General features: G+C 60.7%; 11 protein-coding genes. 7 read left to right on the plus strand and 4 right to left on the minus strand.

What is annotated here, in order from left to right; translation table 11 throughout:
* The first annotated feature begins 68 nt into the window (after positions 1-68).
* Positions 69-1,838 (plus strand): bifunctional diguanylate cyclase/phosphodiesterase, encoded by a 1,770-nt coding sequence (locus tag ACI77D_RS23130; protein ID WP_407017565.1) that lies wholly within the window; start codon positions 69-71, stop codon positions 1,836-1,838.
* Here ACI77D_RS23130 and ACI77D_RS23135 read toward each other — a convergent pair.
* The 4 genes from ACI77D_RS23135 to ACI77D_RS23150 form a co-directional block, all read right to left on the minus strand.
* On the minus strand, positions 1,835-2,206 hold the full coding sequence (locus tag ACI77D_RS23135; protein ID WP_005786715.1) for a hypothetical protein: 372 nt from the start codon (positions 2,204-2,206) through the stop codon (positions 1,835-1,837). The two genes, ACI77D_RS23130 and ACI77D_RS23135, sit on opposite strands and share 4 nt — an antisense overlap.
* Positions 2,203-2,541: a helix-turn-helix transcriptional regulator gene (locus ACI77D_RS23140; protein ID WP_064451671.1), complete on the minus strand. Its 339-nt coding sequence runs from the start codon at positions 2,539-2,541 to the stop codon at positions 2,203-2,205. Before ACI77D_RS23140 ends, ACI77D_RS23135 begins: the two co-directional genes overlap by 4 nt.
* Positions 2,542-2,636: 95 nt before the next feature.
* Positions 2,637-3,092 (minus strand): YkvA family protein, encoded by a 456-nt coding sequence (locus ACI77D_RS23145; protein ID WP_064451670.1) that lies wholly within the window; start codon positions 3,090-3,092, stop codon positions 2,637-2,639.
* Between the two features lie 323 nt (positions 3,093-3,415).
* Positions 3,416-4,156, minus strand: coding sequence for an FKBP-type peptidyl-prolyl cis-trans isomerase (locus ACI77D_RS23150; RefSeq protein WP_407017566.1), 741 nt, complete (start codon positions 4,154-4,156; stop codon positions 3,416-3,418).
* 246 nt (positions 4,157-4,402) lie between these two features.
* Between ACI77D_RS23150 and ACI77D_RS23155 the strand changes: the two genes are divergently transcribed.
* From ACI77D_RS23155 to kdpB, 6 genes are all read left to right on the plus strand, one after another.
* Positions 4,403-6,214 (plus strand): di-heme-cytochrome C peroxidase, encoded by a 1,812-nt coding sequence (locus ACI77D_RS23155; protein WP_407017567.1) that lies wholly within the window; start codon positions 4,403-4,405, stop codon positions 6,212-6,214.
* Complete coding sequence (locus tag ACI77D_RS23160) at positions 6,211-7,374, plus strand: catalase family protein (protein WP_407017568.1); 1,164 nt, start codon at positions 6,211-6,213, stop codon at positions 7,372-7,374. Before ACI77D_RS23155 ends, ACI77D_RS23160 begins: the two co-directional genes overlap by 4 nt.
* A gap of 554 nt (positions 7,375-7,928) precedes the next feature.
* Positions 7,929-8,027, plus strand: a complete 99-nt coding sequence (gene kdpF, locus ACI77D_RS23165; RefSeq protein ID WP_053255293.1) for a K(+)-transporting ATPase subunit F — start codon at positions 7,929-7,931, stop codon at positions 8,025-8,027.
* 107 nt (positions 8,028-8,134) lie between these two features.
* Positions 8,135-9,841, plus strand: coding sequence for a potassium-transporting ATPase subunit KdpA (kdpA, locus tag ACI77D_RS23170; protein ID WP_407017569.1), 1,707 nt, complete (start codon positions 8,135-8,137; stop codon positions 9,839-9,841).
* A gap of 10 nt (positions 9,842-9,851) precedes the next feature.
* Complete coding sequence (gene kdpC, locus ACI77D_RS23175; RefSeq protein WP_407017570.1) at positions 9,852-10,499, plus strand: K(+)-transporting ATPase subunit C; 648 nt, start codon at positions 9,852-9,854, stop codon at positions 10,497-10,499.
* 12 nt (positions 10,500-10,511) lie between these two features.
* Positions 10,512-12,581, plus strand: coding sequence for a potassium-transporting ATPase subunit KdpB (kdpB, locus tag ACI77D_RS23180; protein ID WP_407017571.1), 2,070 nt, complete (start codon positions 10,512-10,514; stop codon positions 12,579-12,581).
* The last annotated feature ends 45 nt before the right edge of the window (positions 12,582-12,626 follow it).

The following is a 12,626-nucleotide window of genomic DNA, read 5'->3' on the forward strand; positions in this document are numbered from 1 at the left end:
TCATTCTGTCGTGAAATGAAGGACCGCAGGCTTAATGCCTGCGGTCCTTTTTTTTGATCGAGATCGCCATGACCATGACCGAACAGCTGAATGCATTGGGTTCAATCCTGGCTCAAGGCAGTTTGCACAGCTTGTTCCAACCGATCATTTGCCTGTCCGAGCGGCGCATCCTCGGCTACGAAGCCCTCAGCCGTGGCCCGTCCAATAGCCCGCTGCACTCCCCCGTCGCCCTGTTCTCGGTAGCCAGCCATGCCGGGCGCCTCAGTGAACTGGAAATCGCCTGCCGTGAAAGCGCATGCCGGCGCTTCAGTGAACAGAAACTGCCGGGCAAACTGTTCCTGAACATCTCGCCGGAATCCCTGATGGAGACGGCGCACCAGCCGGGCCGCACGCTGCAACTGTTGCGCGACTTCGGTATCCCACCCAGCCAGGTGGTGATCGAGCTCACCGAGCAGACGCCAACCGACGATTTCGACTTGCTGCAAACCGCGCTGCATCATTACCGCAACATGGGCTTCGCCATCGCTCTGGATGACTTGGGCGCCGGCTATTCCAGCCTGCGTTTATGGTCGGAACTGCGCCCGGATTACGTGAAGATCGACCGGCATTTTATCGACGGCATCCACCAGGACGCGCTCAAGCGCGAATTCGTCGGCTCGATCCTGCAAATCGCCCGAGCCTCGCGCGCGCAGGTGATTGCAGAGGGCATCGAATTGCCAGAAGAGCTGGCGGTGCTGACCGAAATGGGCGTTGACCTGGTCCAGGGCTACCTGCTCTGCCGTCCACAGGAACAGCCTCCCCAGGAAGCACGCCTGATGCTGCCCAAACAGGACAACGCCAACCTCGCCCTCAGCGAAGAAAGCAGCGACCTCAGCGCCCTGCTCAACGAACAACCTGCAGTGGATCAGGACACCGCCACGGCCCTGGTCCTGGAATCCTTCCGCCGCCAGGCCAACCTCAACTCCCTGGCTGTGCTGGATGGGCGCGGCCACCCGGTCGGCATCGTGCACCGGCATTCCTTGTCGGACGCGCTGCTCAAGCCGTTCGCCACTGACCTGTTCGCGCGCAAGCCCATCAGCCGCTTGATGAGCGATGACTTTCTGGCGGTGGAGTTGAGCCAATCCCTGCAGCAAGTCAGCCGCTTGTTGACCAGCCGCGCACGCCAGCGAATTGAAGAAGATTTCATCATCACCCTCAATGGCGATTACCTCGGCCTGGGTCGGGTCATTGATGTGCTCAAGCTGATCACCGAACTGAAGATCCAACAAGCGCGTTACGCCAACCCACTGACACTGCTACCCGGCAATGTGCCGATTCAGCAATGCCTGACGCGCCTGCTGCAACAACGGCGCGAGTCGGTGATCTGCTACGTGGATATCGACAGCTTCAAGCCGTTCAACGATATCTATGGCTACGGGCGCGGGGATGAGGTGTTGCTGTGCCTGGCGCAGTGCCTGAACGACCGGGTCGACCCGAGCCGCGACTTTGTCGGGCATATCGGCGGGGATGATTTTTTGCTGGTGCTCGGCCCGCAGGATTGGCGCAAGCGGCTCAACCAGTTGCTGGATGACTTCCACACGCAATGCCGACGCTTCTATCGCGCCGAACACCTCGACGCCGGCTGCTTCGTGGCGTTGAACCGCCAGGGCGCGCGCCAGGAGTTCGCCTTGCTGTCGCTGTCGATCGGCGTAGTGCATTTGTATCCACAGGCCTGTGGACAACTGGATGCCAGCCAGTTGGCGGAGATGGCCTCACAGGCCAAGCACCACGCCAAGGATGTGCCCGGTTACAGCATTCATGTCATCGACAGCATGGACAGCCTGCCCCAGGCGCTCTAAGCCTCGGCGGATTCCGGATACTCGTATTCGAACACTCGCACCACTTCCGAGGCATGCCAGGACGCGGCGGCCACACCATCGGATGGCCCGCTGAAACGCCCCAGGCGCTCTACACACTCAAAGAAACCGGTACGCGGCAAGCGGCTCGCGCCCTGGCTGATGACCAGAGAGCTGCGCAAGGGTTGCTCGGCCTTGGCGTCCAGTGCGGCCAGGTGTTCAAGGGCTGCGGCTAGCGTCTGCATCGCCGGTGTGGGGAACTGCAGGCGCTCAAGCAGCGCGCGGTAGGTCAGCAGGTGGCGCTGGCGGCGCGCCTGGTCCAGTTCGTTGAGTAACCCATCCCAGTGTTGACGACTGATTCGTAGGCTCAAGATTCATCCCTCCAACCTGCAACGCCCAATTCCCAGGCCAGGCTGCGGCGTATGGCGGCATCCGGCTGGCGTTCACCACGTTCAATCAATCCAAGATATGACGGGCTGATACCCACCGTGCGGGCCAGGGTTTCGATGGCCAGGCCCTTGGCTTCACGCAAGCCGCTCAGGTCCGCGAGCGGGCGCAGGTCCTGGTCAATCGTGATGGGTGCGGCGGGGGAAGAAGCGGCTGTGGGTTGCGGCTGACCGGCGGCTTTTAGCAGCGCCTGGTACTGGTCCCATGGCAACACCGCATACTCGGGCTCGCCATTGCGTAAAATTATCTGAATATCCATGACTGCCCCGTAGGATAACAACACTTACTAAGTAAGTTCTTTCCTTAGAAGTGTAATCCTAACAGCCCCGAAGGTCGCAGGGGATATAAGAGTCATCAGTTTTTTTGTGGGTTTTCCTGGGCCAGGAGTGCAGCCGTCGCAGGCAGTCGCTCAACCACGGCGAGTTTTTCCGGGCGCTGGGCGTCGCGCCAGGCGCGAAAAGCGCTCAGCTCGCCGTTCAAGGTCTTCATGACCCATGCCAGCACAGCGATGTCATCGAGCATGCCGAACACCGGGATAAAGTCCGGGATCGCATCAATCGGGCTGAGGAAATACATCAACCCCGCCACCACCGAGATCAGCGCCTTCGGGCTGATCGCCCGGTACTCTCCGCGCCAGTAAGCCAGGCACAGGGCCTGGAGCAATTTGAGATCATCCTTGAACTTACCCAGCCGGTTGCCCTGGTTTGAGCCTTTGGCGGCAACGGCAAACAGCAGGGTAGGTAAACGCCCACGGCCCAGCAAGCGCGCAGCCATGGGCAGGAAACGGGTGAAATTGAAAGGTGGTTTCATGCGTCACTCCAGTTCCAGGCGACATAAAAGGTTATCCACACAAATTGTGGATAACCTTGTGAACAGAGCCTTTTTTATCGGCTGAAAGCCACGGACTACAAGGCTTTCAGTCAGATCGGGCGTTTTTTGCGCACATAAAAAAAACTCAAGATTTCATTGACTTGGCGCTTCGGTGCGGCTACCCGTGCTCGAGTCTAATATCAGACTGTTTCAGATTGCAGGGGTTCGTTTGGATTTGCATCGGGTTTGACTGGCGAGGTTTTGCCATACCCAAGATACGACAACGCCCCGTCGAAACGGGGCGTCGTGTGTTCAGCTGCCGATTACTTCTTGGCAGCCGGAGCAGCAGGAGCGTCAGGGGCGTCAGCCTTGGCTGGGTCCTTGATGGCCAGCAGTTCCAGATCGAATACCAGCACGGAGTTGGCTGGAATCGCAGGGCTCGGGCTCTGCGCGCCGTAGGCCAGGTCGGACGGGATGTACAACTCGACCTTCTCGCCCACGTGCATCAGTTGCAGGCCTTCGACCCAACCCGGGATCACGCCGCTGACCGGCAGGTCAATCGGGCTACCGCGATCTACGGAGCTGTCAAAGGTAGTGCCGTTGGTGAGCTTGCCGGTGTAGTGAACAGTCACCACGTCGGTCGGCTTAGGCTGAGCGCCATCGGCCTTCTTCACGATCTTGTACTGCAGACCGGAAGCCGTGGTCACTACGCCGTCTTTCTTGGCGTTTTCTTCAAGGAATTTCTTGCCGGCGGTTGCCGACTCCTCGCTCATTTTGGTCATGCGTTCTTCAGCACGCTTCTGCAGTGCGGCAAACGCTTCAACCAGCTCGTCGTCTTTGAGCTTCTGTTCTTTCTTGCCAACGGCATCTTCGATGCCCTGGGCTACTGCTTTGGAATCCAGGTCATCCATGCCTTCTTGAGCAAGGCTTTTGCCCATGTTCAGGCCGATGCCGTAGGAAGCTTTCTGCGCCGGGGTTTTCAGCTCTACGCTGGTCTGCGAATCACAACCCGCAAGTACCAGGCTAACCAGGGCCACCGCCGCCGCCAACCGATGCTGTTTCATGCTATTTCCTTGTTCGTGCGCCAAAAGGGCATTCGAGTAAAGTCGCGAGCTTATCAGGCGGCCACGACCAATGGCTACCGGCATCTGAGCAGGAAACTTCTGATAAGTTCACGTGTTTAAAAGCATTTTCATTCATTATGGAGGTCCGCGAAGGATCGCGGACTGCCGCCAACCAGCCTACTGGCCACTTGCCGCACCTGTGGCGCAATGGCATAAGAACGCTACAACTCGACAAGGATAGTTATCTTGCGCATTTTTTCCCGTGTTTTACTCCTGATACTTGCAGTACTGGGCATTGCCCTCACCGTGGTGCTCTATTACACCGCCAACCCCAAGCTGCCGGACTACGTGCCTGTGGAGCAGGTGCACTACCAGGACCAATGGAGTGCGGCTGATCGCCAAACATATTACTTCACGCCTCAGGGCACCCAGGTAAAAGGCCTGCATTACAACTGGTTCACCGCTCTGGAACTGCCGTTTTCGGAGCAGCGTTTTGCCACGCCCGAATACCTCGCGCGCTTTGGTTTCCTGGTCGATCCCAAGCAAGTCCCTACCGCGCAGAACCCCGGCAACCTGCCGGTAGGTTTCGCCCGGCACCAGAACGCCGGCAGCAATGTTGAATACCTGGATATCACCTGCGCCGCCTGCCATACCGGCGAATTGCACTTCAAAAACCAGGCCCTGCGCATCGACGGCGGCTCGGCCCAGCATGTGCTGCCCTCCAGCGTGCCGACCCTGCGTGGCGGCAGTTTCGGCCAAGCCCTGGTGGCCAGTCTTGCCGCCACCTATTACCTGCCGTGGAAGTTCGACCGTTTCTCCCGCAGCGTGCTCGGTCACGACTATGACGAGCACAACAAGCAACAATTGCGTCAGGACTTCAAAGCGTCGCTGAACCAGTTCCTCAGCGTTGCCTGGAACGACACCCACCGCGGCCTCTACCCTACCGAAGAAGGGCCGGGGCGCACCGATGCGTTTGGCCGCATCGCCAATGCCAGCTTCGGCGACGCCATTTCAGCAGAGAATTATCGCGTCGCCAATGCGCCGGTGGACTACCCACACCTGTGGGATATCTGGACCTTCGACTGGGTGCAGTGGAACGGCTCAGCCCAGCAACCCATGGCGCGCAATATCGGTGAAGCCCTTGGCGTTGGCGCCACCCTGGATTTCTTCGACAGCGCCGGCCAGCCCCTTCAGGGCGTTGCGCGCTACCCATCGAGCGTACGGGTGCGTGACCTCAACCGAATCGAGGAGACCCTGCAACGCCTCAAACCACCCGCCTGGCCGGAAGACCTGTTCGGTGCCGTCGACAAGCCCCTCGCCGCCCAAGGCCGTGCACTGTTCGCCGAGAACTGCGCCGGCTGCCATGTGCCCGCCGTCAATCAGGTCAACGGTCGCCCGGTGCAGCAACTGAAGATGCTGCCTGTGGAATACATCGGCACCGACCCCAGCGCCGCCACTAACATCGCCGATCAGCGCTACGACCTCAGCGCCCTGCAATGGGACGCGGCGGAACTGGCCACGCTCAACGTCGAGTTGCACCCCAAGCCGAGCGCCCCGCTGGATCTGCACAAAATGTCGGTTGCCCAGGGCCTCGCCTACGTCACCGCCTTCGTCGAGGACCACGCCTACCGTGCGGCCGGCGTGACCCCGGCCGAACGCCCAAGCCTGGACGGGTTCGGCCTGCCCATTGGCGTGCGCGAGTTGCGCGCCTACAAGGCGCGGCCATTGGCCGGCGTGTGGGCCACCCCGCCGTTCCTGCATAACGGCTCAGTACCCACGATCTTCCAATTGCTCTCGCCTCAGGACGAGCGCAGCACCACCTTCTACAAAGGCACGTTCAACTACGACCCGCGCCACCTGGGCTTTGAGACTGGCGCCTTCAAAAATGCCTTTGTGTTCGATACCACAATCACCGGCAACCACAACAGCGGTCACGAATTCCGTGACGGCAAGCGTGGCAATGGCGTGATCGGCCGCGCCCTGCTGCCGCAGGAACGTTGGGCGCTGCTGGAATACCTCAAAGTGCTGGGCGGCCCGCTGGAGCAACAACTGCCATGATGATCCGATCTCAATACAAGCAACCTTCGATGCTCGCACGTCTGTGGCTGCGCCTCGGCGCATTTCTGGGTAAAACCCTGTTGTGGCTGGTGGGCCTGGGACTGCTGGGCTGGCTGGTGGCAACGGCCTGGTTTGCCTGGCAACACAGTGGCCCGGTGTCACCGGACGAGCAGGTCCCGCCCGGTGAAGCGACCATGAGCCAGGGCATCATTCAGACGGCGGTGCGTATCGTCGACCAGCATCGCGAAGGCACCCGCTACTTGCGTGATGCCCACGCCAAGGCGCATGGCTGCGTGAAGGCCGAAGTCAGTGTGCTGAAGGACCTCGATCCGGCCTTGCGCCAGGGCGTTTTCGCCGAGCCGGGCAAGACCTGGCAGGCGATAATGCGCCTGTCCAACGGCAACGCCTATCCGCAGTTCGACAGCATCCGTGATGCGCGGGGCATGGCAATCAAGCTGCTGGATGTACCGGGCAAACAGCTGATGGCGGACCAGCAAACACGCACCGAGCAAGACTTTGTGATGTTCAGCCACCCGAACTTCTTTGTCAGCGACGTAGCGGAGTACGCGCAAAACATCGGCGCCCAGGCCGATGGCAAGAAAGTCCTGGCGTTCTTCCCCAACGTCGACCCACGCAGCTGGCAGGTGCGCCACTTGTTTATCGCCCTGGCGACCCTGGCGCCGCCACCGGCCAGCCCGACGCAGACCACGTACTTTTCAGTTTCGCCCTACAAATTTGGTGCGGCGAATGCCAAGTTTCGCGTCGCACCCGACCCGCAAAACTGCCCGGACTATGTGCTGCCAAAACAGAATCAGGACCTGCCGAATTTCCTGCGCAGCGCCTTGAATCAGCAACTGTCCACCGACCGAGTGCCGGCGTGTTTTGTGTTACAGATTCAGCGGCAGAACCCGCAGAAGTTCATGCCGATCGAAGACACCAGTATCGAATGGAAGGAAAGCGACGCGCCTTATGAAACGGTGGCCAAGGTGAACATCCCCGCGCAGGACTTCGACACGCCGGCCTTGAACCTCGCCTGCGACAACCAATCGTTCAACCCTTGGTTCGGGCTGGAGGCGCATCGACCGATTGGCGGAATCAACCGACTGCGCAAAGCGGTGTATGAGGCTGTCAGCGACTATCGGCATAGTCGTAACTTGTAATCGATGGGCGCTGGCTTGCCGGCAATGCCAGCACCTCGGTGTATCAGCCACACGGAGTGGCTGCCCTCGCAGGCACGCCAACTCCCACCTCTGGACCGCGTTCGATATAAAAGATGCAGTGACCCATTTCGCGTAAAGAAGGCGTATAGATTGCCTATTCGCCATAACGATTACGTCGTCCCTATTGAGCAACTAAGGCTGCACACTTTACCGTCACTTCCTACCCCCAAAACCCGTAGGAAGTCATCGTGGAAAGTTCAACTTTAGGCATGGTCGTCCTGTCAATGATTGCGCTCTTCGGCACCGCCGCGTTTTGCTTCGAGCACCTTGCTACCCGCGGCGAGAAGAAAAAGAAAGCCAAATAAGCTGATCACTGAAATCAGCAGAACCCCAGACTTTCAAGGGATACCCCGGCATCGGGCTATCCCTTGTTTTCGTTCGTCCGCGCAAAAACCTTCTATATACCGTCTTAATACCGCCGCCTGTAATCAGTGCCCGAGCTTGATACGCCAACGCTTAACCTCGCCGGCTTATTCAACAAGGGGAGTTTCACCGTGCTTACACTGACCTTCATCTATGTCGCCAGCGGTTTATGTGCCGTCGGGCTGTTCGCTTACTTGGGCTACGCCCTCATTCGCGCCGAAAAGTTCTAGGGAGTTCGCCATGTACGACGTGATGTTCATGGGGCTTTCCCTGGTGTTTTTTGTTGCGACTGCCATGGCCGTTGTTGCCATGGGCAAGATTTGAACGGAGCCACGACATGTTAAGCACTTTGCTGGAATTTGCGCTGGTCCTGGGGTTGATGACCGCGCTTGCCGTGCTGATGGGCAAGTGGCTGACCCGGGTGTTCACCGGGGCCCGCCATGCCTTACCGGAACGTTTTACCTATCGCCTGCTGGGCGTCGACCCACTGGAGACCATGGGCTGGGCTCGCTACGGTTCGGCCCTGCTGCTGTCGAACGCGGCGATGATGCTGCTGGGCTATATCGTCCTGCGCTTGCAGGCGGTGCTGCCGATTAACCCACTGGGGTTGGCCGCGCAAACCCCGGACCTGGCGTTCAACACTGCCGCCTCCTTTATTACCAATACCAACTGGCAGGCGTACTCGGGTGAAACCAGTCTGTCGAACTTCAGCCAGATGGCCGTCATCACCTTTCTGATGTTTGTCGGCGCCACTTCAGGCGTCGTTGCCGCCGCGGGTTTTATTCGCGGATTGAGCCGCTCAAGTGCGGCCGATATCGGCAACTTCTGGGTCGACTTCACGCGCACGCTGTACCGAGTAATGCTGCCGCTGTGCGTGGGCATGGCGCTGGTGTATGTGTGGCAAGGCATGCCACAGACCTTCGCCTCCCAAGCCTTGGCCAAGACGCTGGAAGGCGCGCAGCAACAGTTGATTGTTGGTGCGGTCGCCAGCTTTGAATCGATCAAGCATATCGGCACCAACGGCGGCGGTTTCTTCAGCATGAATGCTGCGCACCCGTTCGAAAACCCGACACCGCTGACCAACATCCTGCACATCCTCAGCATGCTGTTGATCCCGTCGGCGCTGACCTACACCTTCGGCAGCATGCTGTTGCAACGCCGTCAGGGCTGGGTGTTTTTCGGCACCTTCCTGGTGATGTTTATCGGCTTCCTGGCGCTGGTGTATGGCGCCGAACAGACCGGCAACCCGCTGCTGACCCAGGCCGGCGCCAACCAGACGCTGTCGATTGAGCAAAGCGGCGGCAATATGGAGGGCAAGGAACTGCGCTTCGGCATCGCCGACAGCAGCCTGTTTATCGCCACCACCACGGCGGCGACCACCGGCTCCGTCAACACCATGCATGACTCGCTGACCCCCATGGGCGGCTTCGTGCCCCTGGCGCAGATGATGCTCAACTGCGTATTCGGCGGTGACGGCGTGGGCTTCATCAACCTGATCCAGTACGCGCTGCTCACGGTGTTCCTGGTGGGCATGATGATCGGCCGCAGCCCGGAATTCCTCGGCAAGAAAATCGAGGCCCGAGAGATGAAACTGGTGATGCTCTCGGTGCTCGCACACCCGATCAGCATTCTTGGTTTCACCGCCCTCGCCGCCCTGTGGCCAGACACGATGGCCAGCCTGAACAACCTCGGCCCCCACGGTTTCAGCGAGGTGCTGTACGCCTACACCTCCGGCACCGCCAACAACGGTTCGGCCTTCGCCGGCCTGAACGCCAACACGCCGTTTTTCAACACCACCATCGGTCTTGCGATGTTGATCGGACGCTTCTTCACCATGCTGCCGATGCTCGCTGTGGCCGGCTCCCTGGCGATGAAAAAGACCGTGCCTGCCGGCGCCGGCACCATCCCTACTGCGACCCCGCTGTTCATGCTGCTGGTGGTGTTCGTGGTGCTGGTGGTCGGTGGCTTGACCTTCTTGCCGGCGCTCGCGCTCGGCCCACTGGTGGAGCAACTGCAGTTGCTGTCCGGCCAGACGTACAACTAAGGACATGTTGATGACGACTCAATCGATATTCAAAGGGCTGTTGCGCCCGGTGCTGGTTTCGGCGGTGTTTTTCATGCTGCTGACAGGGCTGGCGTACCCGGCCTTCACCACACTGGCGGCGCAACTGTTGTTCCCGTTTCAGGCGCAGGGTTCGCTGATTGAACGCGACGGGCTGGTGATCGGCTCCGCGCTGATCGGCCAGGATTTCACCAAGCCCGCGTACTTCCATGGCCGCCCGAGCATGACCCTCGGTACCGACCCGCAAGACCCGAGCAAAAGCGTTTCGCAGCCCTACAACGCAGGCGCAAGCGGCGCCAGCAACCTGGGGCCGACCAGCCAGAAACTGGTGGACCAGGTCAGCGCACGCGCCAAAGCCTATCGCCAGGACAACGGCCTGCCCGCCGACGCATCGGTACCGGTGGACGCGGTCACCGCTTCCGCATCGGGCCTGGACCCGCACATCTCGGTGGCCAACGCCCGGCTGCAACTGGCGCGGGTGGCGCGCTTGCGGCAGATCCCCGAAACCGAACTGCTGCAACTGCTCAACGACCACACCGCCGCCCGCACCCTTGGTTTGCTCGGCGAGCCACGGGTGAATGTGCTGCAACTCAACTTGGCGCTGGATGCGCGTCAGCCCTCTATTGCGGTCAGTGAGTAAGAGATGTCCCTCATGAAGAATGCTCGTTTACCCCTGTTTGATCGGCGCATCGTGCTCACTGCCGGCGTCGATGCGCTGAAGAAATTACTGCCCCAGGCCCAGTGGAAAAACCCGGTGATGTTCGTGGTCTACCTGGGCAGCATCCTCACGACCTTGCTGTGGTTCCAGTCCCTGGGTGGCAAGGGTGAGGCGCCCAGCGGCTTTATCCTCAGCATCACCTTGTGGCTGTGGTTCACCGTGCTGTTCGCCAACTTCGCCGAAGCCCTGGCCGAAGGTCGCAGCCGCGCTCAGGCCGCGAGCCTGCGCGGCATGAAACGCCAGACCCTGGCCAAGTTACTGCAACAACCGCGTCATGGCGCAGCCTGGCTGCCAATGGAAGCCAGCTTGTTGCGCAGGGACAACGTAGTGCTGATCGAAGCCGGCGACCTGGTGCCGCTGGACGGTGTAGTGATTGAAGGCGTGGCCTCGGTGGATGAGAGCGCGATCACCGGTGAATCGGCGCCAGTGATTCGCGAGGCCGGTGGCGACTTCTCCTCGGTCACCGGCGGCACGCGCGTGCTGTCCGATTGGCTGGTGGTGCGCATCAGCGTCAACCCGGGCGAATCGTTCCTGGACCGCATGATCTCGATGGTCGAATCGGCCAAGCGCCAGAAGACGCCCAACGAAGTCGCGCTGACGATTTTGCTGGTGGGCCTGACCTTGCTGTTCCTGCTGGTCATCGCCACCTTGAGCCCCTACTCGATCTTCGCCGTGGCCATGAGCGGCAGCGGCAGCGTGATCAGTGCCACGGTGTTGGTGGCGTTGCTCGTGTGCCTGATCCCCACAACCATCGGCGGCCTGCTTTCGGCCATCGGCGTGGCGGGCATGAGCCGGATGATGTCGGCCAATGTCATTGCCACCTCCGGCCGTGCCGTCGAGGCGGCAGGCGATGTGGATGTGTTGCTGCTGGACAAGACCGGCACCATCACCTTGGGCAACCGCCAGGCCAGCAGCTTTTTGCCGGCACCGGGCGTGAAGGAAGCCGAGTTGGCCGATGCCGCGCAACTGGCGTCCCTGGCCGACGAAACCCCGGAAGGTCGCAGCATCGTGGTGCTGGCCAAGCAGAAGTTCGACATCCGCGCGCGCGATATCAACGCCCTGGGCGCCAGCTTCGTGCACTTCACCGCGCAAACGCGCATGAGCGGCGTCGACCTGCCGGAAGGCCGGGCGATTCGCAAGGGCGCAGCGGATGCGATTCGCAGCCACATCGAGGCCTTGGGCGGCACTTTCCCGGCCGCGCTGCAGGCCAAAGTCGATGAAGTGTCACGGCGTGGCAGCACACCGCTGGTGGTGTCCGACGGTGCCAAAGCCTTGGGTGTGGTTGAGCTTAAGGACGTCGTCAAAGGCGGCATCAAGGAACGCTTTGCCGAACTGCGGCGCATGGGCATCAAGACCGTGATGATCACCGGCGACAACCGCCTGACGGCCGCCGCGATTGCGGTGGAAGCCGGGGTGGATGATTTCCTCGCCGAGGCTCGCCCGGAAGACAAGTTGCAACTGATCCGCGACTACCAGGCCCAGGGCAAGCTCGTGGCCATGACCGGCGACGGCACCAACGACGCGCCGGCGCTGGCCCAGGCCGACGTAGCGGTGGCGATGAACAGCGGCACCCAGGCCGCCAAAGAGGCCGGCAACATGGTCGATCTCGACAGCAACCCGACCAAGTTGATCGAAGTGGTCGAGGTCGGCAAACAGATGCTCATGACCCGCGGCGCCCTCACCACGTTCAGCGTGGCAAATGACGTGGCCAAGTATTTCGCGATCATCCCGGCCGCGTTTGTCGCGACCTACCCACAGCTCGGCGCCTTGAACGTGATGCACCTGAGCAGCCCCAACTCGGCGATTCTCAGCGCGGTGATTTTTAACGCGCTGATCATTGTCGCGTTGATCCCCTTGGCCTTGCGCGGCGTGACTTACCGGGCCATCGGCGCGGCGGCGTTGCTCAATCGCAACCTGTTGATCTACGGCGTGGGCGGTGTGCTGGTGCCGTTCGCCGGGATCAAGTTGATCGACATGCTGCTCAGCGGGTTGGGCTTGGTGTAAGCCACACCGTCACTCAACTGTGGGAGCTGGCTTGCCAGCTCCCAC

The sequence above is a fragment of the Pseudomonas sp. O39 genome (assembly GCF_045447295.1).
GTDB lineage: Bacteria > Pseudomonadota > Gammaproteobacteria > Pseudomonadales > Pseudomonadaceae > Aquipseudomonas > Aquipseudomonas antarctica_A.